18 protein-coding genes are annotated in these 26,557 nt (G+C 70.2%); 15 read left to right on the top strand and 3 right to left on the bottom strand.

The annotated features are described in order from the left end of the window. Window positions 1–119: 119 nt before the first annotated feature. Together manA and AB0B96_RS38910 are read right to left on the bottom strand one after the other, a co-directional pair. Window positions 120–1,223, bottom strand: coding sequence for a mannose-6-phosphate isomerase, class I (gene manA, locus AB0B96_RS38915; protein WP_362907099.1), 1,104 nt, complete (start codon window positions 1,221–1,223; stop codon window positions 120–122). After that, the gene (locus AB0B96_RS38910; protein WP_362907097.1) at window positions 1,220–1,360 is read right to left on the bottom strand and encodes a hypothetical protein; all 141 of its coding nucleotides are present in this window, start codon (window positions 1,358–1,360) and stop codon (window positions 1,220–1,222) included. Before AB0B96_RS38910 ends, manA begins: the two co-directional genes overlap by 4 nt. A 453-nt stretch (window positions 1,361–1,813) precedes the next feature. Between AB0B96_RS38910 and rfbC the strand changes: the two genes are divergently transcribed. The 14 genes from rfbC (at window position 1,814) to AB0B96_RS38840 (ending at window position 21,570) form a co-directional block, all read left to right on the top strand. Further along, window positions 1,814–2,407 (top strand): dTDP-4-dehydrorhamnose 3,5-epimerase, encoded by a 594-nt coding sequence (gene rfbC, locus AB0B96_RS38905; RefSeq protein WP_362907095.1) that lies wholly within the window; start codon window positions 1,814–1,816, stop codon window positions 2,405–2,407. 431 nt (window positions 2,408–2,838) lie between these two features. After that, complete coding sequence (locus AB0B96_RS38900) at window positions 2,839–5,697, top strand: BREX system ATP-binding domain-containing protein (protein ID WP_362907093.1); 2,859 nt, start codon at window positions 2,839–2,841, stop codon at window positions 5,695–5,697. Between the two features lie 88 nt (window positions 5,698–5,785). Beyond that, the gene (locus tag AB0B96_RS38895) at window positions 5,786–6,604 is read left to right on the top strand and encodes a DUF742 domain-containing protein (protein ID WP_362907091.1); all 819 of its coding nucleotides are present in this window, start codon (window positions 5,786–5,788) and stop codon (window positions 6,602–6,604) included. 102 nt (window positions 6,605–6,706) lie between these two features. Then, window positions 6,707–8,152 carry a carboxyl transferase domain-containing protein gene (locus AB0B96_RS38890; RefSeq protein WP_350947110.1) on the top strand — a complete coding sequence of 482 codons (1,446 nt, stop codon included), beginning with the start codon at window positions 6,707–6,709 and terminating at the stop codon, window positions 8,150–8,152. 582 nt (window positions 8,153–8,734) lie between these two features. Next, window positions 8,735–11,524, top strand: a complete 2,790-nt coding sequence (locus tag AB0B96_RS38885; protein WP_362907088.1) for a LuxR family transcriptional regulator — start codon at window positions 8,735–8,737, stop codon at window positions 11,522–11,524. Next, entirely contained in the window at window positions 11,517–14,375 is a 2,859-nt protein-coding gene (locus AB0B96_RS38880) for an AAA family ATPase (protein WP_362907086.1), read from the top strand. Before AB0B96_RS38885 ends, AB0B96_RS38880 begins: the two co-directional genes overlap by 8 nt. 645 nt (window positions 14,376–15,020) lie before the next feature. After that, complete coding sequence (locus AB0B96_RS38875) at window positions 15,021–15,710, top strand: LuxR C-terminal-related transcriptional regulator (RefSeq protein WP_362907084.1); 690 nt, start codon at window positions 15,021–15,023, stop codon at window positions 15,708–15,710. 74 nt (window positions 15,711–15,784) lie between these two features. Then, on the top strand, window positions 15,785–15,994 hold the full coding sequence (locus AB0B96_RS38870) for a DUF5988 family protein (protein WP_362521194.1): 210 nt from the start codon (window positions 15,785–15,787) through the stop codon (window positions 15,992–15,994). A gap of 137 nt (window positions 15,995–16,131) precedes the next feature. After that, entirely contained in the window at window positions 16,132–16,683 is a 552-nt protein-coding gene (locus tag AB0B96_RS38865; RefSeq protein WP_362907082.1) for a cold shock domain-containing protein, read from the top strand. Between the two features lie 351 nt (window positions 16,684–17,034). Then, a complete protein-coding gene (locus tag AB0B96_RS38860; protein WP_362907080.1) occupies window positions 17,035–18,066 on the top strand; it encodes a GDP-mannose 4,6-dehydratase in 1,032 nt (343 codons plus the stop codon). A 93-nt stretch (window positions 18,067–18,159) separates the two neighbouring features. Further along, a complete protein-coding gene (locus AB0B96_RS38855; RefSeq protein WP_362907078.1) occupies window positions 18,160–19,023 on the top strand; it encodes a 3-hydroxyacyl-CoA dehydrogenase family protein in 864 nt (287 codons plus the stop codon). After that, a complete protein-coding gene (locus tag AB0B96_RS38850) occupies window positions 19,020–19,310 on the top strand; it encodes an acyl carrier protein (RefSeq protein WP_350947117.1) in 291 nt (96 codons plus the stop codon). Before AB0B96_RS38855 ends, AB0B96_RS38850 begins: the two co-directional genes overlap by 4 nt. After that, window positions 19,303–20,412 (top strand): acyl-CoA dehydrogenase family protein, encoded by a 1,110-nt coding sequence (locus AB0B96_RS38845; protein WP_362907075.1) that lies wholly within the window; start codon window positions 19,303–19,305, stop codon window positions 20,410–20,412. The genes AB0B96_RS38850 and AB0B96_RS38845 overlap by 8 nt, the downstream gene beginning before the upstream one ends. Window positions 20,413–20,430: 18 nt before the next feature. Next, the gene (locus tag AB0B96_RS38840) at window positions 20,431–21,570 is read left to right on the top strand and encodes an HAD-IIIC family phosphatase (RefSeq protein ID WP_362907073.1); all 1,140 of its coding nucleotides are present in this window, start codon (window positions 20,431–20,433) and stop codon (window positions 21,568–21,570) included. Here AB0B96_RS38840 and AB0B96_RS38835 read toward each other — a convergent pair. Then, window positions 21,567–22,250 carry a class I SAM-dependent methyltransferase gene (locus AB0B96_RS38835; protein ID WP_350947120.1) on the bottom strand — a complete coding sequence of 228 codons (684 nt, stop codon included), beginning with the start codon at window positions 22,248–22,250 and terminating at the stop codon, window positions 21,567–21,569. The two genes, AB0B96_RS38840 and AB0B96_RS38835, sit on opposite strands and share 4 nt — an antisense overlap. 236 nt (window positions 22,251–22,486) lie before the next feature. Here AB0B96_RS38835 and AB0B96_RS38830 point away from each other — a divergent pair. Beyond that, window positions 22,487–26,557: beta-ketoacyl synthase N-terminal-like domain-containing protein (locus tag AB0B96_RS38830; RefSeq protein ID WP_362907071.1), on the top strand; the 4,071-nt coding region annotated here is incomplete at its 3' end.

Raw genomic sequence — 26,557 nt, 5'->3', positions numbered from 1 at the left:
CGGGGGTTATCCGCCATAGCAGGCCGGTATGGACGCGAGGGCGCCCGCCCGCCGTGGATCGCGCCCGCCCGCGGCCTCACGAGGGAGGGGCGGGCGGGCGCGATCCGCTGGTCAGGCGCCTAGTCGATCCCCGGCTCCGCCCAGAAGACCGTTCCCGGGCCGCGCAACTCGACGGGTCCCTGGGCGGCGGAGACGAAGACCGACTCGCCGGCCCGCAGGGGGTGCCCGCCGGTCTCGACCTCGCCCTCGGTGCACAACAGGATGCGCGGCACGCCGCCCTGCAGGGTGAGGCCGGAACCGGGGACGGCCGTACCGAGGCGGAACTCGGGGGCGGGGGTGCGGTAGAGATCGCCGACCGGCTCGACCTGGAGGGCCGGAAGCGAGGGGTCGGTGACCCGCAGCAGCTCCTCCACGTCCATCGGCTTGCCGGTCAGCCCGGCGCGCAGCACGTTGTCGGAGCCGCCCATGATCTCCACGCCGAACCCGCTCAGATAGCAGTGCAGGACCCCGGCGCCCAGGAAGAGCGCCTCACCGGGCCGCAGCTCGTGGCGCCGCAGGAACAGCGGGGCCAGGCAGGCGGGGTCTTCCGGGTGGATCTCCGTCAGGCGTACGACCAGCTCGTTCTCGGGGCCTCCGACGAAGGAGGCGGCCCGCGCGATGTCGGCCACGAGATCGGCTCTGCCGTCTTTCGGCCACTCCACCAGGACGCGGAGCGCGGCGGAGGCGTCTCCGGCCGCCAGCGGCGCGACGACGGGCTCCAGCTCCGGTACGCCCAGCCCGCCGATGAGGACCGCGGCCTCCTCGGGAGGACGGAACCCGGCCAGCGCGGTGAACGGGGTCAGCGCGCAGATCAGCTCGGGCTTGGGGAAGGGGTCGACGTAGGTGCCCCGGGCGTGCCCTTCCCTGGCCTGCTCCTGGGAGGGGTGAACCTGGAGCGAGAGCGGCAGGTCCACGGCGATCAGCTTCAGCAGGTACGGCAACCGCGAGCCGAACCGCTCGACGGTCTTCCCGCCCAGCTCTGTCTCGGGGGCGGCGGCCACCACCTCGGCGAGGGAGTGCCAGGTCCCCTGGCGAAGCACCGACGAGGAGCCGGACGGGTGGGTGCCGAACCACATCTCCGCCTCGGGCAGCTCGGTGGGGGAGGGGCGTCCGGTGAGCGTGGCGATCGCCGTGCGCGAACCCCAGTCGTAGTTCTTCACGGGGTTGCGGAGGAGGTCGATCATGACGCCTCCACCGGAGCGGACGCGGTGCCGCCGGGTCGCCCGCCGTCGTTCTCCGGCCGGGAGGAACGCCGTGCGGGCGTGCCGCCAGGGCCGGTCCCGCCTGCCGCGCGGGCGGCGGGGATGAAGGAGTCGTTCATGATCCTCTGTGTCCGTGTGTGGTCGTGAGCGGAAATCTAATGAATGTCGCAGAACGTCGATGCTACGCGGCCCCTGGCCGGGTGGCCGTCGGGGCGTCGGCGGGACCCGGTGCCGCGCCCGTGGGGAGGGGAGGATCCCCTCGGGAACGGGTCGTCGCGCGGATCGTGAACGCGGTCTTCCCGGCCGCTCCCCCGAGCGGGTGGACGAGGCTCGTGATGGCCGGAAGTGGCCAGATCGGCCGGTCACCGGCCTGATGGGCGCCCACCTGGGACGATCCGCCCGCCCGGCACTGGAACGGTCCCGCGAAGGACCGTACGCGCCTTCGCGGGGTAACACGACGGGTTCACAAGGGGGCGATGGTCGGAGGAGACTCCGCTGGGAGCACCCGTCGCGCGTGCCGTCCGGGGGTCCCGCTCCCCGGATGAGGCGGGGTCACGGAAGGAGAGGTGGGCATGCGTTCACTCGGCATCGAGGGTGCGTGGGTGTTCGAACCGGAGGTGTTCCCCGACGATCGGGGCAGCTTCCACGAGTGGTTCCGCGCGGAGAGCTTCCGTGAGGCCACCGGCCGGCCCCTCGCCCTCTCGCAGGCGAACTACTCGGTCTCGCGCCGGGGAACGCTGCGCGGCGTGCACTTCGCCGACGTCCCGCCGAGTCAGGCCAAATACCTCAAGTGTGTCAAGGGTGCGGTTTTCGATGTAGTCGTCGACATCCGCGTCGGATCGCCCACCTTCGGGCGGTGGGAGTCGGTGATCCTGGACGACAGGGACCACCGGGCCGTGTACGTCTCCGAGGGGCTCGGTCACGCCTTCATGGCGCTGACCGACGACGCGACCGTGGTGTACCTCTGCTCGGAGGGGTACGCGCCGAGGCGTGAGCACGGGATCGATCCTCTCGACCCCGAGCTGGGGATCGACTGGCCCGCCGGAGTGACACCGCTGCTGTCGGACAAGGACGCGACGGCCCCGACCCTCTCCGAGGCTCGGCGGCAGGGTCTGCTCCCCGCCTACGAGGAGTGCAGCCGGTTCTACGCCAGGCTCCAGGCCTGAGGCGGGCCTGAGACGGGCCCGAGAAGACGGGTGTGAGACGGTGCGCGGCCGTCGCGGGCGACGGTGGGTACGGAAGGCACGCCCCGCTCGCCCGGCCCCTGACGAGCGGCCCGCCGGAGGGGCGCCGCCCCCGGCGAAAGCGGGGTTCGGATGAACTCGCGGCAAAGAGGTCTTTGCCGAGCGAGATTCTAGAAGCTAACGTCGGAAAAACATCGGAAACACGGCTGTACCGGATCAGTGGATGACCGGGCGCCCGTCCGGAGGTGGCATGTCGATGCCCGCGCGATCCCCGCACGCCCTGCAACGGCGTCTCGAATGTTCCCGGCCACGTTGACGTCGGTGTCGGCCCGGTGCCCGCACGCCACGCACAAGAAGAGCGCATGGCTCTCACGACCCCCTCTTGGCGAGATTCGGTGACCTGATGGAGCGAGATGGTGACCATGTCGGGACGGATCTTCCACGGCGAGGCCAGGCCGGTGGGCCGGGAAGCGGAGTTCCGCACACTGGTGTCCTGGCTGGAGGGGGCCGCGGAGGGCGAGGCGTCTCTGACGCTGTTGCGAGGACCCACGGGATCGGGGAAGACCTCCCTGCTGGAGGCACTTGAGCGATATGCCCGCAGTGTCGGAGTGACGATCCTGCGCGGCTCCTGCTCGCCCGCGGGGGCCCGCCTGCCATGGAGCGGTGCGGAAAGCCTGTTCGGCGGGGCGCCGCTTCCGACGCGAGGTGGCACCGTGCCGCTGTCACACCTGTTGTTCCGGCGCGTCGGCGAGGCGGCCGTGTCGGGACCGGTGGCCCTCATGCTCGACGACACGCAGTGGTGCGACGAGGAGTCGTTGGCGTGGCTGGACTTCCTGGTGAACCGTGGGCATCATCTGCCGCTGTTCGTCCTGCTCGCTCAGCACCGCTCCGGCCCGTCGAACGGGCGGGCGGTTCCCGGTGTCGCCGCGCGCGGGCACCGCGTCGTCGACCTCGGGCCGCTCTCCGAGGAGGACGCGGGGAAGCTGGCCCGGCGGTGCTGGGAGACCGTGCCAAAAGAGTTGTTCGTCCGCCTGTGCACCAGTGTTTGCCGGGGCAACCTGGCACTGCTCGCGCGGCTGTTCAAGCGCCTGAGCGAGGAGGGCGTGCCACCTGACGCCCGAGGCGAGTCCAGGGCCGCCGAACTCGGCGCCGAACTCCACGCCGGACATCTGCTCGCGACGCTCGACCGCCGGCCGGCATACGTGCGTGGGGTCGTGGAGGCCTTCGCGGTGCTGGGGCACTCCGACGCGGAACTGGTGGGCATGCTGGCCGGGGTCCCCGAGCCGCTGGTGACCGCCGCGATCGAGATCCTGCGCGACGAGGAGATCATCGACGTCGGCCTGGCCGAGTTGAACGAGCGTCATGTGCGGACCGCGGTGCTGAACGACATGCCGACCGCCGCGCTCGACCGACGGCGGGAACTGGCCGCCAGGCTGCTCAACGACGGAGGCCGTCCGGCCGAGGAGGTCAGCGCGCAACTGGCGCTGCTGCCCGCACTTCCCGAGACCTGGATGCGGGGCGTGCTCGGGGAGGGAGCACGCCGTGCCGAGTCGAACGGGGACGCGGAGGTGGCGGCGCACTACCTGGGCCGGATGGTGATGGCCGATCCCGCCGACGTCGGCGCGCGGGCCGACCTCGCGCGGCTGATCGGACACGACGATCCGGCGAGAGCGTACGCGATGCTCTGCGACGGGCTGCGGGAGACGGGCGACGTGCGGGGAAGAGCACGTCTGGCGATCCAGATGTCGCGGGTCGCACCGCCGCTGGGCAGGGAACCGGAGGTGGTCTCGACGCTGAACGCCGTCCTGGCGGAACTCGACGGAGCGGCCACCGGGGATCACGAGTCGCGGATGCTGGTGGAGTCCGCGCTGTTGCTGATCGGGTGGAACCGCAGGTCCACCGCGAAGACCGTCTCGGAATGGGCGGTGATGTCGCGGACCCCCGGGGTGTCCGCCGGCGGGGGACGCGAACTGCTCGCCGGGCGGTCCCTGGTCTTCGCCATGTCGGGTTTCTCGTCCCGGACCTGCCTGCCGCTGGCCCGTAAGGCGCTCAGCGGCCCGGACGAGGTCTCCTGGAGCCAGGCGGTCGGTGCCGCCGCGTACGTGCTCTCACTCGCCGACGAGGTCGAGGAGGCGGTGCGAGCCATGGGCCGGGTGATCTCGCACGGCGCGGAGCAGGGGGACACCTGGGGGCAGGTGATGGCCCTGTCCAGGCGGTCGTGGATCCTGGGGGAGGCGGGCAACCTCGACGGGGCGCTGGTGGACGCGATCAGGGCCATGAAACTGGCGGACGAGCAGCCGTGGTCGAGAAGTGTGACGGCACCGCGGACGGCCCTGGGCGCGGTGCTCGCCTGGCGGGGGGACCTCGGCCAGGCCGCTGCCGTACTCGGCCAGCTGGGCACGCCGGACGTGGAGGACTACCTTCTCGACTATCCACGGGTGCTGATGACGAAGTCGTATCTGGCGGCGTCGCGAGGTGATCACGCGAGCGCGCTGTCGTCCCTGACCGAGTGCGGTGCGCTGCTCGCCGAGGCCGTCGTCAGGCATCCGATGTTCGTGCCGTGGTGGCTGGAGGCGGCCTGTCTCCTCGCCGAACTGGGGCGTGGGAACGAGGCGGGAGAGTTCGTCGAGCACGGCGAGGAACTCGCCGAGGCCTGGGGGAACGCGCCTGCCCGAGGACTCGCCCTGCTGGCGAGGGGGGCGGTCGCGGAGGGAGTCGACGGGGTGGAGACGCTCACCGAGGCGGTGGAGACACTGACCGGGACCCAGGCGCGCTGGTATCTGGTCAGGGCCGAGAGTCTGCTGGGCGAGGCGCTGCTGCGGATGGACGACCGCGAGGGCGCCCGCGGACATTTCCGTCGCGCCGTGCACCTGTCGGTGCGGTGCGGATTTCGCAGGCTGGCCGAGCAGGCCCGTGGCCGGCTCGTCGCCGCGGGCGGCCGGATGTACCAGGGAGCCGGTGGGGTCAAGAACGTGCTGACCACGGGAGAGGGGCGCGTGGCGGAACTCGCGGCGACCGGTGCGACCAATCAGGAGATCGCCCAGGCCCTGCGCATCACGTTGCGCACCGTCGAAAGCCATCTCACCAGCGTTTTTCGCAAGCTGGACGTGAGTGGCCGTGCGGATCTGGGATGGGCGCTGGAAACGCTTCCCACCCCCTCGCCGAATTCGCCAGCGGATTCGCGGAATACTATGCAAACACCTAGGTATCGCCGAGGACAATCAGCAGACCTCCGCGGGGAGCAGCGAACACGCGGCGAAATCGCGGGGTGACGGATCGCGATGATCTCGATGGGATGATCATATCCCATCATCGCGATCTTGAGGAAAATGATCTTTCGAGAGCAGGGGAGATCCGGCGATGTCCAACGGCAGGAGGCGACGACGGCGATTCGCTGACAAACCCAGTTACCATGCTTCCGCCTTCGGCGGCTGGGGCGACTACAGGACCTGGGCCGAGCACCAGTTCCTGCCCAAACCCGTGGAAGAGGCGGCGGAGGACGCGCGGGACGTCGAGGTGGAGGACGGCGCGCGGGAGATCGAGGCGCACGACGGCGCGCGGGACGTCGAAGCGGACGACGGTGTGTGGGATGCCGAGGTGGCCGTCGCCGGTGAGGAAGGGACGCACGACGCTCCGGAAGGGTACAGCGGTCCGGAGAGGTACGACGTCCCGGAAGGGTACGACGCTCCGGAGAGGTCGTGGGCGGACGCCGACGAGCACCACTACGTCGAAAGCTTCCCGGACGCGGTGCCTCGGGTCGCCCCCGCCCCCGCGCCGGCAACGGACCCGGACTGGGCGCCTTCGTCCTCGACGAGGTACGAGCACGAGAACTCGCGGCCGGTCGGACCGCGACCGTACGTGATCTCCGGAGGGCGTACGCACGGCGACGCCCCGCTGCGGATGGACTCGCTGATCTCGGTGACGCCGCAGGGCACGATGAGCGCCGACGATCCCGCGCTGTCCCCGGAATATCGCTGGATCTGCGACATGTGCCGGGAGCCCATGGCGGTGGTCGAGATCGCGGGGCGCCTCAGGATGCCGATCGGGGTGGCCATCGTCCTGATCGGTGACGCGATCGGTTGGAACCTCCTCAGAGTGCATCCGCTCGCCGAGGTCGACAACCAGCCGTCGCTCAACATCATCACGCGCGTGCGCGAAGGGCTGCTCCGGCTGCCCTGACGCGGGACGTCTGTGGACCGGGCGGACAAGACTAGGGGTTTTCCCGGCGCCGCCGCTGGTTCACTTACGGCTCGGACGACGGGCGATTCGCAGAGGTGAGCGATGACATTTCCCTCAGTGGCTGTGGTGGACCGAGACGAGCCGTCCCTTGACCACCGCGACCCGGCGGTTCGGATGTCACGGCTGTCGGATCCGGGCTCGCTGGAGATCATCCACCGGCGCGAAGGCGTGGGAGTGGTGGTCGCCTACGGCCGGGTCGACGGCGTGCGAGTAGTGATCTACTGCACCGACGCCACCGTGAAGGGCGGTGCGATCGGGATCGACGAGTGCCCGCTGATCGCCGACGCCATCGACCTCGCGGTGCGCGAACGCTGCCCGGTGATCGGCGTGTGGCACTCCGGCGGCGCGAAGCTCAACGAAGGCGTGTCGGCGATGCACGAGATCGGGGAGATGTTCGCCGCGATGGTCCGGGCCTCGGGCGAGGTCCCGCAACTGTCCGTCGTGCTCGGTCCCGCGGCGGGCGGCGCGGCCTACGGTCCTGCGCTGACCGACATCGTGATCATGTCTGACGCCGCCCGCGTCTTCGTCACAGGCCCGGACGTCGTCAGGTCGGTCACCGGTGAGCAGATCGACATGGAGAGCCTCGGCGGGCCGGACGCGCACAGCAGGAAGTCAGGGGTGGCCCACATCGCCACGGGGTCGGAGGAGGAGGCCTTCGCCCAGGCCCGCCGGCTCGTCGCGCTGCTGGCGAAGCCGGGTTTCGTCGACGTGGACTCGGTGCGCGAGGCGAGGCCGCTGCGCGACCTGCTCCCCGACTCACCCCGGCGCGCGTACGACGTGCGCCCGCTGGTCAGGGCGGTCCTGGACGGCGGGGACGCAGAGAACGGGGAGCCGGGTTTCGTCGAGCTGCAGCCCAGGTGGGCGCCGAACATGGTGATCGGGTTCGGCCGGCTCGCCGGGCGGACGGTAGGGGTGATCGCGAACAATCCGCTGCGCAAGGGCGGTTGCCTCGACTCGCTGTCCTCGGACAAGACATCAAGGTTCGTCCGGATGTGTGACTCGTTCGGCGTGCCCCTGCTCGTGCTGGTCGACGTCCCCGGCTACCTGCCCGGCGTCGGGCAGGAGTGGGAGGGGGTGGTCCGCCGGGGAGCGAAGCTGCTGCACGCGTTCGCCGAGGCGAGCGTTCCGCGGGTCACGTTGGTCACGCGCAAGTCCTACGGCGGCGCCTACATCGCGATGAACTCCCGGTCGCTCGGTGCCACCGCCGTGTTCGCGTGGCCGGAGGCCGAGGTGGCGATCATGGGTGCGAAGGCGGCGGTGGAGATCCTGCACCGCAAGAAGCTCGCCGCGGTGGCACAGGACGAGCGTGAGGAGCTGCTGGCCGGCCTGGCCGCGGAGCACGAGAGGATCGCGGGGGGCGTGGCCAGGGCGGTGAGCATCGGCGTCGTCGACGAGGTGATCGACCCGGCGTACACCCGGCTGCGGCTCGGCGAGGCCCTGGCCGCCGCCCCGGCGCGCCGGGGCCGCCACACCAACATCCCCCTGTAGACGTCAGGTGGCGGGCGCGCTGCGGTGCCGGTGAGATGCCGGTGAGGTGTGCGGTCGTCCGTCGCCGTCGTGCCCCGGCCCACCCGCTCCTCCTGCGGAGGGGATCCGCTTCTCCGAGACGCCGGCCCGGTGTCTCCGGCCATTCGAAGGAGAGGTGGTCAGGCCGTCGAACACAGATAAATAAAGGCAATCACAGGTAAATCCAAGGCAAATGCTTGTAAACCAACATTGCTGTGATTAAGGTCTCCTCAGTAGGCGATCGGAGTGCTTGAGATCAGGCGCATGCGTCGTCGATTCGAGGTGCGAAATGTGCAGCGATACTCGACACAGAGTCGAAGCCAAGGTCACGGACGGATCGCTCGGGCTGAACGGCGAGGTTCCCGCGCCCGTCCGTGGCACTGATGCGACCGTGGTCGGGGCTCCGAGCCTGCTCTGGAGGGTTTCGGCCCCCTCTCGTGCCACGGCAGGCCCCGGCGGGGAGTCCGAGAGGCTCTCGCCGGCCGTCAGCGACGAGCCGGTGTCGTACGCATGGCGCTAGCGGAGGGGAAAGCCGCGACGCACGGGCCGGCACGCACGTGGCCGGTGGGTGTCACCGAGCGGGGCGCTCGGTGGAGGGACGCCGCACCGGAGTTCCTGGCCGAGAGGGAAGGGCAGACACGCCTGCTGGGCGAACAGGTGGCGATGCTCCTGCGCGGCCGTCCAGGAGTGGTGACCGTGCTCGGGGCGCCCGGCACGGGAAGGAGCGCGCTGCTCAGGGCGGTCGTCGCCCAGGCCAGGAAGGCCGGACTGCTCGCCGTTCTCGCCGGCTGCTCGCCCACCGAGGCCGATCTCCGCTACAGCGTGGTCTCGCAGATCGCCGCCGGACTGGCCGGCGCCGGATATCCGGCCTTCGCGCGGCGCCTGTGGGCGGAGGAGCAGCCGGCCACGACCTTGATTCCCGCGCTGTGCGGGGAGTTCGTGGCCCTCGCGGGCAACCGTCCATTGCTGATCGCCCTGGACGACGCCCGGTGGGCGGACGAGGAATCGAAGGCATGGCTGGCGGCCATGACCCACCGGCTGCGGTATGCGCCGATTCTCCTGGTGCAGGCCGGAGCTCCCGGCGAAGACTGTGCCGTCGAACCGGTCACCGAGTCCGGACCGGTCGCCGGCAGCGTGATCCACGTGCCGCCGCTGCGCGAGCACGGGGTCCGGGAGGTGATCGTCTCCCGGTACGCGGGGCCCGTCGACGGGGCGTTCGTGACCGCGGCCACCGAGGCCACGGGCGGCAGCCCGGCGGCCCTGCTCGCCGTGCTCGACCATTTCGTGCGCGCCTCCCTGCCGCCCGTCGCGCGGTATGTTCCGGCTCTGCTGGAGCGGGCCGCCGAGGTGAGCGGCGACCGGGTGACGAGGGGCATCTCCCGCCTGCCCGCGGACGCGCTCGCGCTGCTGCTCGCGATAGCCGTCTGCGAGGGCGGCCTCGACGCCGACCTGCTCGCCTCGCTGGCGCCACCGAGGACGATGTCCTCCGAGCAGGCACTGTCCGTCCTGGTGCGCCTGGGGCTGGTGACCGAGGGGAGGACCCCGTCGCCGGCGAGCCCTCTCATCGCCGACAGGGCGCTGGCCCGGATGGAGATCGGGGAGCGGCAGGCACTCGCGATGCGCGCCGTCGAGCTCGGGTACCGGGCGGCGATCCCGGAGGAACGGCTCGCCCGGTTGCTGCTCAACACGCGGCCGGTCGGCGCTGAATGGGTGGTGAGCCTGCTGAGCCGGGTGGCCACGCAGCGTCGTCTCGACGGGGACCACGAGGGCGCCGCGGCACTGCTCGGCCGGGCGCTCAGGGAACCGGTGGGGGACGAACAGCGGCAACGGCTGCTCATCGAGCTCGCGATGATGGAGGCGGACCGCAACTCGGAGACGAGCGACAGGCGGCTGCAGCAGGTGCTGCTGAACAGCGGTACCGAGGTGTCGGTCGGCACACTTGTCCGGGCGGCCGATCTGCTCGGCTCGCGGGGCGACGCGTCCGCCACGTACCGTGCCGTCGCGACGGCCTACACGCGCAGAGAGGTGGGTGGAGCCGGCCTCGAATCGCTGGCGGCCATCGGCTGGCTCGCGGAGAACGACTGCGCGATCGGTGATTCCGCGCTGCCCGTGCACTCGTTCCCCGAACCGTCCGACGAGCCCGGAGACCCCGTGCGGGCGGGTGTCGCGGCCTGGATGCTCGCCGCCAGGGGGGAACGTCTGCCGCAGGCGCGGGAACTGGCCAGGACGGCCTTCCAGGTGAGGGGTGAGGAGCAGCCGTTCGGCCCCAGGATCCACGCGGCGAGGGCGCTGCTCCTGGCCGACGAGGTCGCCGAGGCGGTGATCGGGCTGGACGAGGTCCTGGCCGACGCCCGGCGCTGCGGTGCACGGGCACCGGCCGCACTGGCGCTGATCCACCGCGGCCGATGCGAGATGCGGCGGGGAAATCTCGGGCAGGCGGTGTACGACTTCGAGGCGGCACTGGCGGAGTTGCCGCTCACCTCGTGGCATCCGCGGATGGTCCCCTTCCTCGTCGCGACGGAGGCCTACCTGCATCTCGCCGGCCGGTCCGTGGAGAAGGCCGAGCAGTCGCTGGCCTTCGAGTTCCCTCCGGGGGCGGACCAGGGCGTGGCCTGGGCGGCACTGCTGTACGCCCGTGCCAGGGTGCACATGGAGCTGGCGGACCCCGAGGCCGCGCTGCGCGACATCAACGAGTGCGGGCGCGTGCTTCTGTCCAGGGGCTGGACGAATCCCGCGGTGCTGTCATGGCGATCGGTGGCCGCCGTGGCGAACAGCGCGTGCGGCAACGTCGAGACCGCCAGGCGGCTGGCGCTGGAGGGGTTGGAGCGGGCGAGGGAGTGGGGTGCCCCCAGCGCGCTGGATGTCGCGCGACGGTGCGCGTCACAGGTGCTGGACGGTGTCGAGGCGGCGAGCGACCTCGGGCACGACGCGCGAATCCCGCGGAAGCCGGCGCCGTACGACCGCCCCGCGACGGTGCCGGCCCAGCCCGCCGCGGCGTCGTCGGCGGCGAGGGGATACGCCGCGACTCAGAGTCGGCAGAAGGCGACGGTGAGAATCGACACACCTGACGCTAGACTCACCGGACGGTCCGAGCGCCCCGCCGTGGAGGTTGTCGCGGAAGGACCGTCGGCACCGAACGAAACGAGGTACCCACTGACCGCCAACGAGGAACGGGTCGCGGGGCTGGTCGCCGCCGGTCACTCGAACGCCTACATCGCGAGCGTCCTGTCGGTGAGCCTCCGGACGGTGGAGCTGCGGCTGACCACGATCTATCGCAAGCTCGCGGTCACCAACCGCAACGAGCTCGCCTCGCTTCTCGCCTCGATCCCGGCACCGCGGAACATGGGTGAGTGAATCCATGCTGCTGGAGCGGGAGAAGGAGCTGGCGCGGGCGGAGCAGGCGGTTCAGGCGGCCGTGGCGGGCAACGGGTCCATGATGGCGGTCATCGGCCCGCCCGGCGTCGGCAAGTCGGCGCTGTTGCGCACTTTGGCCGACGCGGCCGCCCCGCACGCGCGGGTCCTGCGCGCCGGCGGCACGCTCCTCGAACAGGACTTCGCGTTCGGCGTCGTCCAGCAGTTGTTCGAGCCGATCCTGGCCGGGGCGGAGAAGGACCGCTGGGATACCTGGTTCCAGGGCACGGCGAGCCTGGTGCAGGGGATGTTCTTCGGTGAGTCGCACGCGATCGGACCGAACCGGTCGCTCAGGCAGGAGTCGGTCCTGCAGGGGCTGAACTCGCTGATCGCCAACCTCAGCGAGGACGGCGAGGGCGGCGAGGGCGGCGAGGGCGGCGAGGGCAGGGCCCTGGTGGTGGTGGTCGACGACCTGCAGTGGGCGGACGCGCCGTCCCTTCGCTGGCTGGCGTACCTTGCCAGGAGGCTGGACGGCACGCGGGTTCTGGTCGCCGCGGCCTTCTCCGAGGAGTGCGCGGCCTCCGACCCGATGCTGCTCAGGGAGATCGCCGCCTCGGGCGCCCGTACGCTGCACCCGAGGCCGCTCTCCGTCGGAGGGGTGCGCCGGTTGATCGGCGAGGAGTTCGGGGAGTCCTGCGACCTCGAATTCGCCCGAGCCTGTCACGAGGTGTCCGGTGGGATCCCCGCTTCGCTGGCCGCGATGCTGCACAGGTTGCGCACGGCCGGCTTCCAGCCGGTCGCGGCACGGGCCGGTGAGGTTCACGCCGCGAGCCAGCCGTTCCTCCGCGACCGCCGGATGTTCTGCCTCGGCATCCAGCCCGTGGTCGTCCGGGATCTCGCGCAGGCGATGGTCGTGCTCGGAGACCTGGCGGAGCCGGAGCTGATCAGCGAGCTCGCCGGTCTGGACAGCATCGACTACAAGTCCGCGATGCAGACCCTCGACCGCCTGGGCCTGCTCGCCGGCGGCGAGTCGCCGCGATTCGTCCACCAGAGCGTGCGGTACGGCATCGAATCGGGGATGAGCACCGACACGCGCGCCTCGATGCACCGCCGGGCGGCGTCGCTGCTGCACACCGTCGGCCACCCGGCCGAGCACGTCGCCGACCAGCTCCTGCAGGTCACCGCAGGGTACGAGGCATGGGAGATCGGCGTCCTGCGCGCGGCCGCCGGCGCCGCGCTCGAACGCGGCGCCGGAAGGAAGGCGGCCCGTTACATCCGGCACGCGCTGCTGGACAGGCCGCCGGACAGCGAGGCCCGGGGCCGGCTCCTGGTCGACCTGGCCGCCGCCGAGCGGGGATTCGACCTCGCGTCCTCGGTCACCCACATCTCGCAGGCCGTGCCGATGCTCACCTCGGTGACGGAGCGGGCGGAGGCGGTGCTGTGGATCCCGCCCGCGATCGGCACGGTCAACCCGTCATCGGGCGCGCTCGTCCAGGATGTGGCGCGGCAGCTCCATGAGCGGGGCCCTTCGTACGCGCAGGGAGACCTCGGCCTGCGGCTGGAGGCCCGCACCCGCTGTCTCGGGATGCAGGACGCCGCGCATCTCGGCGCGGCGGCCGACCGGCTGCGGGGGTTCGGCGCGGAGGTGCCGGTCTCCACGGGTTCCGGGCGGGAACTGCTGGCCGTGCTCGCCTACGCGGCGACGATGACCGGCGAGGTCACGGCCGCCGAGATCTCCGCCCTCGCCGGCCGGATCCTGGAGCGGGAGCCGCCGCGCGCGGGGCACGCCTACACCGCTCTCCCGCTGCTGGTCCAGGCGCTGGTCCTCGCCGACACGGCGGCCTCGGTGACCCCGTGGCTGGAGGCGATGCGAGAACAGGCTCAGCGCCAGGAGCTCGAAGGGGTCATCGCGCTGGTCAACGCGGAGCGGAGCATGGTCCTTCGCGCGTCGGGGCATGTGGTCCAGGCCAGGAGCACCGCGCTGAGCGTGGCCGACAACGCCGGTTCGTCCTGGCCGGAGGCGAGGACGCTGTCCATCTGGACGCTCGCCATGATCGCGCTTGAGACGCAGGACGTCGAACTGGGCGAGCGGGTGATCCGTACCAGTCCGGAGAGCGGTGACCTGCGGGTGGTCGTCGCGCATCGCATGGTGCGGGGGATGCTGGACGCGGTGCGGGGCGATCTGCCGGCCGCGCTGCACAGGTTCCTCGACAGTGGCAGGCAGCTGTCGCGCTGCGGGTGGACGAACGCGGCACTGTACCCCTGGCGGGTATGGGCCGCGGCGGTGAACCACCGGCTCGGAAGAGTGCAGGCGGCGACCGAGCTGGCCGACGAGGAGTACGCCTTCGCGTGGGCGTGGGGCGCTCCCGCGACGTACGGCCGCGCGCTGCGGCTGCGTGGAATGATCACTCCGGGTGAGGAGGGCGTCGATCTCCTCAAGCGGGCCGTCGAGACGCTTCGCCGTTCCGAGGATCGGATCGAGCTGTCCAGGACGCTCACGCTTCTCGGCAGAAGGCTCGCGGAGCTGGGCGCCGACGACGCGGAGGAGTTCGTTTCCGAGGGCACGCGGGTCGCGAGGGAACGTGGCGTCTCCTGGGCCGAGGGCGACAGGGACTCGGAGCTGAACGGCCCGGCGCTGCGACTGTCCGCACCCGAGCGCGGCGAGCTGACCAAGACCGAGGAGACGGTCGTCGCCTTCGTACTACGAGGATGGACGAACCAGCGGATCGCCGACTCGCTCGGGGTGACCCGGCGTGCCGTCGAAAAAAGCCTGACGAGCACCTATCGCAAGCTCGGGGTGAGCGGCAGGGCGGCGCTCGTCGAGGAACTGGGCGCGCGGAACGCGGACGAATAGGCGGTGTGACAGACGGTGTGACGGCCGCTCCGCCGGATCCCGTCAGGCGAATCGCCGCCTGTCACCTTCTCGCAGGTCTCCGGGGTGTGGCCCCCGATTCCCGCCGCCGCCCGGCGCGGTCTCCGCGGCCGGACGGCCGGGTGACCCGCCGACCGGATGCCTGAGCGATCACCTGGCCGAGGGCTGAAGGGCGGGAAGCCCGCGAAGTCGCCGCTTCGGGCCGGTCGGCGGAAATCCGCACCGAGGACCCCGGCCGGCGACGGGCATCACGGTTCGCCGGTCCGGCATGATCCGCATCACGGTTCGCGTGCCCGGCATGATCCGCGTCGTGACGGGTAATTTCCGGCGGGCGGTGTGCCGCCGTCGCCGGTTCGAGGGCCCCGGCCGCACGCGCGATATTTAGTGCGGGACGTGAACTATTTCCCCGGGTGGGCGCAGGGAAGTTCGGTACCGAACGAGACCGCCCCACCGCACCGCAAGGTCCGAACCGGACGCCTCACGCACCACAGTCTTTTACTGTTTGTCGTGGGCTTATGTTGACCTGCTTTCGCACCGATTAATATCATGTTAATAAGTGGATTTGGTCGTTACCCCATAGTTATCGGGTCATCGTCTCGTCTGCTGGAGGAGAGGAATGGTAATCAGATGAGTATTGATATCGGCATCGCTCCGGTTGATGAGGAACGGCGGCTCCGGTTAGTCGGCCCACCCGCCGACGGGGTAGACCAGTATCGTTCCTTTTTCGACCAGTCGGGAATCTGCGTGGCGAATCTCGACCACGCGACCAGGGTTATCGAGGCGAATCTCGAATTCACCCGGCAATTCGGACGTTCCCTGGCGGACATTCGAGGACTTGCGTTCTGCGAGTTGCTCCATCTGAGCGTCCGCGACAAGCTGGGACAGCAGTTCACCCATCTGACGGACAATCGGCGCGCCCGCTTCGAGGAGCGGGTGATCGCCGTGCGGCCGGACCAGACCGTGCTCGGCGGTGAGCTCACCGGGATCGCGCTGCACGGCGAGGCCGGCCACGTCGAGAGCGTCATGGTGGTGGTGCGACCCGACCGAGAGCAGCGTGACGACCTGCTGACCGGGAAGAAGAGGCTGCTCAGCAGCATGGAGGCGCGGGTACTCGAAGGGGTCGCCGCCGGGGTGTCGACCGTGCAGCTCGCGTCGATGCTGTACCTCAGCCGCGGCGGCGTGGAATATCACGTGACGACGCTGCTGCGGAAGCTGAAGGCCACCAACCGCCCGGCTCTGGTCTCCAAGGCGTACTCCATGGGCATTTTCCGGCTCGGCTCCTGGCCGCCCCGGATCCTGCCCGAATTCGTGAAGTAAGTCCATGTAATCGGCCTGCGGTCGCGTGGTCGTCGTGACGATCGCGCCGCCGGAACGGCAAGGGAGGTTTCATCGTGACCAGTGCGAAAATTGTGCTATCCGGTGGGCCGGAGCGACTTTCCGGTCAAAGCCCCGTTCGAACCATGGTCGCCCCGGAGGAGAAGGTGAAGATTCTCTCCGGTGCGGGATACGAGCACTTCGTGCACAACGGTGAATTTCTTACGGTCGACGGGGAGAACCTTCCGGTCTTCCAGTGGTCCGAGCGCACCAAGATAGCCGAGTAAACATACTCAGCAAATTCGGAAGTGAGCGGTAAATCGTGTGCGGGACAGCCGTGGTCACGCTCCCACTCGAATGGGAATGGGTTTCCTTGGTTGCCGCAAATGATTCTCCGAGCAAGAGGTACCCATTTCGGGAAAACGTGGCTCTGGTGAGGTGCGGTGTGGTGGTAACGGGTAAGCTCGTCAGCTTCGATGAATTTCGCGGATTCGGTTTCATCGCCCCCGACTCGGGTGGCGAAGATGTTTTCATGCACGTCAACGACCTGAACAGCGACAAACGTCTCCTCTCGATCGACACGAGGGTCGAATTCAGGGTCGAGAACGGCGGAAAGGGACTGAAGGCGTCCCAGGTCCGCGTACTCGACAGGCCTGCCGCACCGAAGGCCGCCCTGTCCTCGCCGCCCTCGCCGTCCCTGTCGTCCTCACCGTCTCCGTCGGCTCCGCCCGCCGTGCCGAGACCCGCGCCGACGCCCGCGTCGATCGGGTCGGCGGCACCGGCACCGGCGGTCTCCGCCGCCGACCGCCAGGGCAACGACGCCGGTTTCTGTGACGTGCTCTCCGTCGGGGAAATGACGCAGGAGATCACGGAAGCCCTGCTCGTGGCCGTGCCGACGATGACGGCGGAACAGCTGCTGGGCGTCCGCCGATGCCTCGTCGGCCTCGCCCAGACACACGGCTGGGTCGAGGAGTAGCGCCTCCGGCACCGGGCCGCCGATCTCGCCGACCGGATGGCCCTGGTGCCCGATCACGCTCTCGCCGACGGTTCCGTGGGAGTTCGCGGTGAGCCCTCCAGTCTCTAAAGTCCCAGAAGTCCCAGAAATCCCTGGAGTCCGGTAATTCCGCGGCGTTTCCCGGACTTCTCGACTCTGGTGGCAGGCCACTGTCACCGCCGATCACCTGACACCCTGAAGAACTCCCTCGGTCACGGGCCGGCGGTCCATCGGCCCGACGGACTCGATTCCCGCTGTGGGCACGCCGTCGGCGTCTTCGCGGTCGCGATGGTGTCCGGTCGGAATCTGTTCGCGGTGCTGAAAGGAAAGTGCATGTCCAGGCGCGCGCTGATCACCGGTATCACCGGTCAAGACGGTTCTTATCTGGCTGAGCATCTACTGTCCCAGGGCTACCAGGTCTGGGGGTTGATCAGAGGCCAGGCGAATCCCAGGAAATCCCGTGTCAGCCGTCTTGTCAGCGATCTGTCGTTCGTCAACGGCGATCTGCTGGACGAGGGGAGCCTGGTGAGCGCGGTGGACAAGGTGCAGCCCGACGAGGTGTACAATCTCGCGGCGATCTCCTTCGTCCCGATGTCCTGGGACCAGGCCGAGCTGACCACCGAGGTCAACGGCATGGGCGTGCTCCGGATGCTGGAGGCGATCCGCCTGGTATGCGGGCTGGACAAGTCACGTGACGGCAGCAGCGGTCAGATCCGCTTCTACCAGGCGTCGTCCTCGGAGATGTTCGGCAAGGTCGCGGAGAGCCCGCAGCACGAGACGACGATCTTTCATCCGCGCAGCCCCTACGGGGTCGCGAAGACATACGGCCATTTCATCACCCGGAACTATCGCGAGTCGTTCGACATGTACGGCGTCTCCGGGATCCTCTTCAACCACGAGTCGCCGCGCCGGGGCACGGAGTTCGTGACCAGGAAGATCTCCCTGGCGGTCGCCCACATCAAACTCGGCCTGCAGGACAAGCTGTATCTCGGAAACCTCGACGCGGTCCGCGACTGGGGATTCGCCGGCGACTACGTCAGGGCGATGCACCTCATGCTGCAGCAGGACGAGCCCACCGACTACGTCGTGGGCACCGGGCACATGCACTCGGTGCGCGACGCCGTACAGATGGCCTTCGAGTACGTGGGACTGGACTGGCGCGACCACGTCGTCGTCGACCCGGCGCTGGTGCGTCCCGCGGAGGTGGAGACCCTCTGCGCCGACCCGAGCCGCGCCCGGATCGAGCTCGGCTGGGAGCCCAGCGTGAGCTTCGAGCAGCTGATGCACATGATGGTGGAGTCCGACCTCCAGCACGCCTCGCGCGAGCGGGACTTCGGAGACCTCATCCTCGCGTCGAGCTGGTGAGTTCACGGCCGCCTCTCAAGCCCGGCGTATCGGAGAGAGGCGGTCCGTGAGGCACGGGAAAGGCAAACTCGAACCGCTATGTGAGGCTCAGGGATGAACGAAGTGGAAGATGCCCGGCTGGGGGTCCTGGGGGCCGGGGTGATGGGCACGGGGATCGCGGTCGTGGCGATCGGCCACGGTATCCCGGTCGTGCTCGTCGACGTGTCGGAGGACAAGCTCGCCGACGCCCGGCACCGCGTCGACCTTCAGCTCCGGCACGCGCGGCTGATGGGCTCGGTACCGGCGAAGGGTCAGGTGGCCGACCTGACGACGACCACGGACCCCGCGGCCGTCGCCGGCGCCACCGCGGTTGTCGAGGCCGTCGTCGAGGACGCCGAGATCAAGGCGAAGGTGCTGGGCGAGACGTCACAGCTGCTCGGGGCCGGCACCCCGCTGATCTCCAACACCTCCGGCATCCCGATCGGGGAGCTGGGCAGGTTCACCGCCCGCCCGGACGAACTGGTCGGCGTCCACTTCATGAACCCCGCCTACCTGATCACGATGGTGGAGGTGATCAGAGGCGACCTGACGAGCGACGAGACGATGACCGCGGTCACCGGACTGCTGGCCCGGATGGGGCGCCGCGGGATCGTCGTGCGGGACGCTCCGGGATTCGTCACGAGCAGGCTGCTCCACCCGATGATCAACGAGGCGGCACGGATCGTCGCGGCCGGTGTGACCAGCGCCGAGTCGGTGGACGACCTGATGCGAGGCTGCCTCGGACACCCCACGGGGCCCCTGCGCACGGCCGACCTGATCGGGCTGGACAACCTGGTCGACGCGCTGCGAGCCCTGTGGGAGCGCACCGGCGACGCGAACTTCCAGCCCTGTGAACTCCTGCTGGAGAAGGTGGCGATGGGCCACCTTGGGCGTAAATCCGGTAAGGGCTTCTACGACTACGAGAAGGTGCTTTCGTGAACACGCACCCAGAAGAGACGCTTCAGCCGACCCCCGACACCATCCGGAGGCAGATCCTCGACTTCCTCCAGGAGCGGATCAAAACGGAGGTCGCCGTCGACAGGGACCTGTTCGCCTCCGGGCTCGTCAACTCGATGTTCGCCATGGAGTTGGTCGTCCACCTGGAGCAGAGGTACGGCATCGCCATCCTCGGCGAGGACCTGAAGCTGGACAACTTCCGCACCGTCGAGCGGATGGCCTCCCTCGTCCTGCGGCTGCTGGACACACCGGTGGCGGACCATGCCTGAATGGCTCGCCCAGGCGCGCCAAGGAGTCACCGACCTGGTCGGCGACCAGGCGGCGGAATGGGACCTCGCAGGTCTCCTTCCCACCGAGACGCTGCGGACCCTCGGCAAGCTGGGCCTGCTCTGCGCCGAGGTGCCGCCCGCGTACGGCGGCGTCGGCGCGAACAGCTCGGAGAACGGGGCCCTCACCGCGCACGTGGGCAGCCTGTGCAGTTCCCTGCGCAGCGTGATGACGTCGCAGGGCATGGCGGCGTGGACGATCCAGCGGCTCGGTGACGCCCGCCAGCGCCAGGAGTACCTCCCGAGGCTGACCGGCGGCGAGCTGGCCGCCGTCGCCTTCAGCGAGCGTGAGGCCGGCAGCGATGTGACGGCGCTGACCACCCGGATACGTGCCGACGGTGACACGGTGGTGGTCGACGGGCGAAAGACGTGGACCACCGTCGCACGCTACGCCGACCTGATCGTCGTCTTCGGACGGTACGGGGACGAGGGCGCCGCCGTCGTCGTCCCCGCCCAGACCCCGGGGGTCACCGTACGCCCGGTGCCCAACCCCAGCGGCTGCCGGGCCGCCGGGCACGCCGACGTCGACCTCGACGCCGTACGCCTTCCGGCGAGCGCGGTGCTCGGGGGCGGCGGCCAGCAGCTCCAGCTGCTGGTCACCACGGCCCTGTCCTACGGCCGGATATCGGTGGCCTGGGGCTGTGTCGGGATCCTGCGGGCCTGTCTCCTGGCGGCGGGCTCGCACGCGGGAACCCGCAGGCAGTTCGGTCGGCCCCTCGCCGAACACCAGCTCGTCGCCCGCCACCTCGCCGAGCTCATGGCGGCGGAGCAGGCGGCGACCCGGGTCTGCGAGCACGCGAGCCGCTGCTGGGACGAGAGATCGCCGGAGATGGTGATCGCCACGGTCCTGGCCAAGTACATCGGCTCGACCGAGGCCGCACGCGGTGCGGCGGCGGCCGTGCAGGTGCTGGCGTCGGCGGGGGCGCAGGACGGCCATGTGGTGGCGCGGGCCTACCGGGACGCGAAGCTCATGGAGCTCATCGAGGGCAGCAGCGAGATCTGCCAGCTCATTCTCGCCCAGCACGCCGTCGCACAGTCACACTGACCAAGACGAGGAGGACAGGTGCCCGACAAGACCTCGGTGGTGAAATGCCTGGTATGGGACCTGGACAACACGCTGTGGCAGGGAACCCTGCTGGAGAACGACGAGATCCGCCTGCCCGACTCCATCCGTGAACTCATCCGGGTGCTCGACTCCCGGGGCATCCTGCAGTCCGTCGCGAGCAAGAACGACCACGACCACGCCTGGGCGAAGCTCGAGGCGCTCGGCGTCGCCGAGTACTTCGTGCTGCCCCACATCGGCTGGTCGCCCAAGTCCGACTCGATCCGGCAGATCGCGGAGGAACTGCGGTTCGCCCTCGACACGATCGCGTTCATCGACGACCAGGCCGCCGAACGGGCCGAGGTGACGTTCCACCTTCCCGACGTACGGTGCTACTCCGCCGAACACGTCGCCGAGCTGGCCGGGCTGCCGGAGTTCAGCCCGGAGACGGTGACCGAGGACGCCAGAAGCCGACGGCTGATGTACCAGGCGGGGTTCCGCCGGCAGGCCGCGAAGTCCGGCTTCACCGGTCCCGACGAGGAGTTCATCCGCTCGCTCGGCCTGGTGATGCACATCGAGCACGCCACGGCCGAACACCTCGCCCGCGTCGAGGAGCTGACCCTGCGCACCAGCCAGATGAACGCCACCGGCGTGCACTACTCGCGGGAGACGCTGGAGCGGCTGCTCGACGATCCCGGGCACCGCGTCCTGGTCACCTCGTTGAGCGACCGTTTCGGGCCGCACGGGGCGGTCGGGGTCATCCTGCTGGAGCTGGGCCGCAGGACCTGGCATCTGAAGCTGCTCGCCACCTCCTGCCGGGTCGTGTCCTTCGGCGCGGGCACGGTGATCCTGCGCTGGCTGATCGACCAGGCCGCTCGCGCGGACGCGCACCTGGTGGCCGACTTCCGCCGCACCGACCGCAACCGGATGATGGAGATCGCCTACCGGTTCAGCGGATTCACCGAAGGGAAGTGCCCGTGCGTCGGGAGGCTGCCCGCCTCCGGGGTGAGCGGCCTGGAGCGACTCCACCTCGTCCCGGCACCGCAGGGCGCGCCCACCACCATGACCCTCGTCGCGTGCGACCTCGGGACCCTCGGGACCCTCGGGAACTCGTCAGGCACCCGGCCCTTCGATCTGCGCAGCCCCTCACCCGTCGTCTAGCAGGGCGGTTCGGCCGCTCCCCGCTTGCGCACCAGGGTGATGCCGTCCGCCATCGGCAGCAGTGAGATGTCCACCCGGCGGTCCTCCGCGAGGAGGGCGTTGAACCCGCGGATGGCCTCGGTGTCCGCGTCCCGCGCCTCGGGGTCGACGACCTTGCCGAAGAACAGGGTGTTGTCCACCACGATCAGCCCGTTCTCCCTGAGCAGTGGCAGGGCGGCCTCGTAGTACTTCGGGTAGCCGGGCTTGTCCGCGTCGATGAACACGAGGTCCACCGAGCCCGGCCCCTCGTCGAGCAGGAGCGCGGCGAGGGTGTCCGAGGCGTCGCCGATCCGCAGGTCGATCCGGTCGAGCACACCGGCCCGGCGCCAGTGGGGCATTCCGACACGGGGCCACCGCTCGGTGATGTCGCAGGTGATGACGCGCCCCTCGGGAGCGACCGCGCGGGCCAGGCACAACGTGCTGTAACCGGTGAAGGTGCCGACCTCCAGCACGGTCCGCGCGCCGACGAGCCGGGCGAGCAGCGTCAACAGCTGCCCCTCCTCGGCCATCACCTGCATCGCCCTGCCCGCGGGCAGGGCGGCGGTCTCCTCGCGCAGGGAACGCAGGATCTCGTCCTCCCGCAGCGACATCCGCCGAACGTACTCCGACAACTCTGCTGTGACGTGCAGCTGACCGGCCATTGCGCGAGTGTACGGCCCGGCTCGCTGGTCTTTTTCCCACTCTCGGCGCCGGAGTTACTAATGATTTTCGGGGAGCGCGGAGCCGAGACTGATCCGATGTTGGCGGAGCCTGTGGACTCGACCGCGGCCGGTGTGGTCCGTCCGGCGGTGCTGTGATCGCCGAACTCGGTTGCGAGGCATCCGGGTCCCGGCGAGTTGATGAGTTCGTGCTGGTCGTTGAAAAGGGTTGAGCTGATATGGACAACGAAGCGAAACTCCGGGAATACCTCAAGCGGGCGACCACCGATCTCCGGCGCACCCGTCAACGCGTCCACGATCTTGAGGAACAGAACCAGCAGCCGATCGCGATCATCGGGATGACCTGCCGCTACCCGGGCGGTGTGGCCTCGCCCGAGGACCTGTGGCGGCTGCTCGCCGAGGGCGGCGACCCGATATCCGAGCCGCCCGCCGACCGCGGCTGGGACCTCGACCGGCTCCGCGACGAGTACGGCGGCGCCGTACCGCCGTCGCTGTCCGGTGGTTTCCTGCGCGACGCGGCGGAGTTCGACGCCGGCTTCTTCGGCATCTCCCCCCGGGAGGCGCTGGGCATGGATCCGCAGCAGAGGCTGCTGCTCGAAGCCACCTGGGAGGCCGTCGAGAGAGCGGGCATCGACCCGATCGCGCTGCGGGGCAGCCAGACGGGTGCCTTCATCGGCGCGATGTCCCCCGACTACCGCGACACCCTGCCGCACGACATCGACGCCTTCGGGCTCACCGGTACGGCGAACAGCGTGATGTCCGGCAGGTTGTCGTACACGCTCGGTCTGGTCGGCCCGGCGGTGACGGTGGACACGGCCTGCTCGTCCTCGCTGGTCGCGCTGCACTGGGCCGCGCACTCGCTGCGGACGGGCGAGTGCACCCTCGCGCTCGCGGGCGGTGTGACGGTCATGTCGACGCCCAGCACCTTCATCGAGTTCAACCGCCAGGGCGGCCTGTCGCCCAGCGGGCGGTGCAGGGCGTACGCCGACAGCGCCGACGGCACGGGCTGGTCCGAGGGCGTGGGCGTGCTGGTGCTGGAACTGCTGTCGGACGCCCGGCGCAACGGGCACGAGGTGCTCGCGGTCATCCGTGGTTCCGCGGTGAACCAGGACGGCGCCTCCAACGGCCTGACCGCGCCGAACGGCCCCTCGCAGCAGCGGGTGATCCGTGATGCCCTGGCGAACGCGCGGCTGTCGGCGGCGGACATCGACGTGGTGGAGGGACACGGGACCGGTACGACGCTGGGCGACCCGATCGAGACCGAGGCGTTGATCTCCACGTTCGGCGAGGACAGGGAACGACCCCTGCTGCTGGGGTCGGTGAAGTCGAACATCGGTCACACGCAGGCCGCCGCCGGTGTGGCCGGTGTGATCAAGATGGTGCTCGCGATGCGGCACGGGGTGCTGCCGAAGACACTGCACGTCGACGCCCCCTCGTCGCGGGTGGACTGGTCCGCGGGCACGCTGGAACTGCTGACCGAGCAGCGGTCCTGGCCCGAGACCGGGCAGCCGCACCGGGCGGGGGTGTCCTCCTTCGGGGTGAGCGGCACCAACGCCCACGTGGTGCTGGAGGAGGCGCCGGAGTCTGAAACGGATGCCCCCGCGGCCGACAGGACACCCGCGGGCGTGGTGCCCGTGCTGCTGTCGGGCCGGACCGACGAGGCGCTGCGGGCCCAGGCCGCGCGCCTGCTCGCCCATGTGGACGGTGCGCCCGAGACGTCGCTGGACGACCTGGCGTTCTCGCTGGCCACGACGCGGTCGGCGTTCGAGCATCGAGCGGGGGTCCTCGCCGCCGATCACGCCGAACTGCGAGCGGGGCTGACGTCGCTCGCGGACGGCGGCGCCGCCGGTGTGATCAAGGGCCATGGCAGGCAGGCCAAGCTAGCGGTGTTGTTCACCGGTCAGGGTAGCCAGCGGGCAGGGATAGGTCGTGAGCTGTACGACCGTTTCCCGGTGTTCGCGGCGGCGTTGGACGCGGTGATCGCCGAGCTGGACCCGCTGCTTGAGGGCTCGTTGCGTGAGGTGCTGTTCGCCGAGCCGGGGTCGGCGGAAGCGGAGTTGCTGGATCGGACCGGGTGGGCGCAGCCTGCGTTGTTCGCGGTGGAGACGGCACTGTTCCGGCTGGTGTCCTCGTGGGGGATCCGTCCGAACGTGCTGGCCGGGCACTCGGTCGGGGAGATCGCGGCTGCGCATGTGGCGGGGGTGTTGTCGCTGGCGGACGCGTGCGTGTTGGTGGCGGCGCGGGCGCGGTTGATGCAGGCGTTGCCTGCGGGTGGGGCGATGGTGTCGGTGCGGGCCTCCGAGGGGGAGGTCGCCGAGCTGCTGGCCGGGCGGGAGGAGCAGGTGTCGGTCGCGGCGGTGAACGGTCCCGCGTCGGTGGTGGTCTCCGGGGTGGAGGAGGCGGTGCTGGAGGTGGCCGCCGCCCTGGAGGAGCGGGGGATCAGGACGAAGCGGTTGCGGGTGTCGCACGCCTTCCACTCGCCGTTGATGGACCCGATGCTGGAGGACTTCCGGGCGGTGGCCGGGTCGCTCTCCTTCAGCCCGCCGGAGATCCCGATCGTGTCGACGTTGACCGGGGAGTCGGCGACGGCGGAGCGGTTGTGCTCGCCGGAGTACTGGGTGGAGCAGGTGCGCGGCGCGGTGCGGTTCGCCGACGGCGTGCGGGCCCTGCACGGCCAGGGGGTTCGGGCGTATCTGGAGCTGGGCCCCGACGGGGTGCTCACCGCGATGGCCGCCGACACCCTCGCCGCGAGTCCGGACTCGCGTGACACCGACTTGACGCCGGATTCACCCCTGCGCGCCACGGACCCCGAAGGGGAGGCGGACGCGGTGCTGGTGCCGGTACTGCGCGGGGGACGCGACGAGCGAACGGCGGTCATGTCGGCGCTGACGGCCCTGCACGTGCGTGGGGTGCCGGTGGACTGGCAGGCGGTTTTCCCCGGCGCCCGCCGGGTGGAGGTGCCGACGTACGCCTTCCAGCGCGAGCGGTACTGGCCGAACCCGACCTCGACCGGGGATGCCCGAGGGCTCGGCCTGACGGCTGCCCGGCATCCGCTGCTGGGTGCGGTCATGGGGTTGGCCGACAGTGATGAGGCGTTGTTGACGGGTCGTGTCTCGTTGGGGTCGCATCCGTGGTTGGCGGATCATGTGGTGGGCGGGATGGTGATTTTTCCGGGTACGGGGTTTTTGGAGTTGGTGGTGCGGGCGGGGGATGAGGTTGGGTGTGGGGTGGTGGAGGAGTTGACCTTGACCGCGCCGTTGGTGCTGGGTGAGGACGATGCGGTGGCGGTGCAGGTGCGGGTGGGGGCTGCGGATGGGGTGGGTCGGCGTGGGGTGAGTGTTCATGCTCGGCCTGCGGGGGCCGGTGAACACGACGCCTGGGTACGGCACGCGAGTGGTGTGCTGGCCGGTGGGGGGATCGGCGCGGGAAGTGACGGTGCGGCGGCCGGTGGCCGGGCCGGGGAGGAGTTCGAGGCTTTCGAGGGTGGGGTGTGGCCGCCGAGAGGTGCGTCGGTGGTCGAGGTGGACGGGTTGTACGAGCGGCTGGCCGGCAGCGGGTTGAGTTACGGGCCGGTGTTCCAGGGGGTGCGGGCGGCGTGGCGGGGGGTGGACGGTGCGCTGTTCGCCGAGGTGATGTTGCCTGATCGGGTCGCCGATGCGGGTGGTTTCGGGGTGCATCCGGCGTTGCTGGACGCGGCGTTGCACGCGGTGGCTTTCGCGGGGGCGGGAGATCCGGAGGGTGTGCGGTTGCCGTTCTCGTGGGGTGGGGTGTGTCTGCACGCGGGTGGGGCGTCGGTGCTGCGGGTGCGGTTGGCGTGGGTGGGTGATGGTGAGCTGTTGTTGAGCGCGGTGGACGTGGTCGGGGAGCCGGTGCTGTCGGTGCGCTCACTGGTGCTGCGCCCGATCCCGTCCGACCGGCTTGGCGCGGCCTTCCAGAGCGGGGGAGTCGAGCGGGAGGCGCTGTTCGGGGTGGAGTGGACGCCGGTGGCGGAGCCCTTTTCGGGTGGGGTGTCACCGGTGGCGGTGCTCGGCCCGGACGTGCTGGGTGTCGCCGAGGCATGGCGGGCGGCAGGGCAGGCGATTCCGGCTCATGAGGATCTGTCCTCGCTGGTGGCGGGGCCGGTGCCGGACGCGGTGGTGACCGAGGCGGTCTCGGATCAGGCGGGCGCGGTGGTGGGGGCGGTGCGTGCTTTGGCGGTTCGTGTTCTGGGGTTGGTGCAGGGGTGGTTGGCTGATGAGCGGTGTGGGGGTTCGCGGTTGGTGGTGGTGTCGCGGGGTGCGGTGGCGGCC

The organism is Streptosporangium sp. NPDC049046 (genome assembly GCF_040649155.1).
GTDB lineage: Bacteria > Actinomycetota > Actinomycetes > Streptosporangiales > Streptosporangiaceae > Streptosporangium.
Note: the sequence above shows the minus strand (reverse complement) of the source record. Positions and strands in the feature narration are given on the sequence as shown.

Coding starts and splice junctions, on each gene's coding strand:
- manA (WP_362907099.1), bottom strand. CDS start 1,223: ATGATCGACCTCCTCCGCAACCCCGTGAAGAACTACGACTGGGGTTCG.
- AB0B96_RS38910 (WP_362907097.1), bottom strand. CDS start 1,360: ATGAACGACTCCTTCATCCCCGCCGCCCGCGCGGCAGGCGGGACCGGC.
- rfbC (WP_362907095.1), top strand. CDS start 1,814: ATGCGTTCACTCGGCATCGAGGGTGCGTGGGTGTTCGAACCGGAGGTG.
- AB0B96_RS38900 (WP_362907093.1), top strand. CDS start 2,839: ATGGTGACCATGTCGGGACGGATCTTCCACGGCGAGGCCAGGCCGGTG.
- AB0B96_RS38895 (WP_362907091.1), top strand. CDS start 5,786: ATGTCCAACGGCAGGAGGCGACGACGGCGATTCGCTGACAAACCCAGT.
- AB0B96_RS38890 (WP_350947110.1), top strand. CDS start 6,707: ATGACATTTCCCTCAGTGGCTGTGGTGGACCGAGACGAGCCGTCCCTT.
- AB0B96_RS38875 (WP_362907084.1), top strand. CDS start 15,021: ATGAGTATTGATATCGGCATCGCTCCGGTTGATGAGGAACGGCGGCTC.
- AB0B96_RS38860 (WP_362907080.1), top strand. CDS start 17,035: ATGTCCAGGCGCGCGCTGATCACCGGTATCACCGGTCAAGACGGTTCT.
- AB0B96_RS38855 (WP_362907078.1), top strand. CDS start 18,160: ATGAACGAAGTGGAAGATGCCCGGCTGGGGGTCCTGGGGGCCGGGGTG.
- AB0B96_RS38845 (WP_362907075.1), top strand. CDS start 19,303: ATGCCTGAATGGCTCGCCCAGGCGCGCCAAGGAGTCACCGACCTGGTC.
- AB0B96_RS38835 (WP_350947120.1), bottom strand. CDS start 22,250: ATGGCCGGTCAGCTGCACGTCACAGCAGAGTTGTCGGAGTACGTTCGG.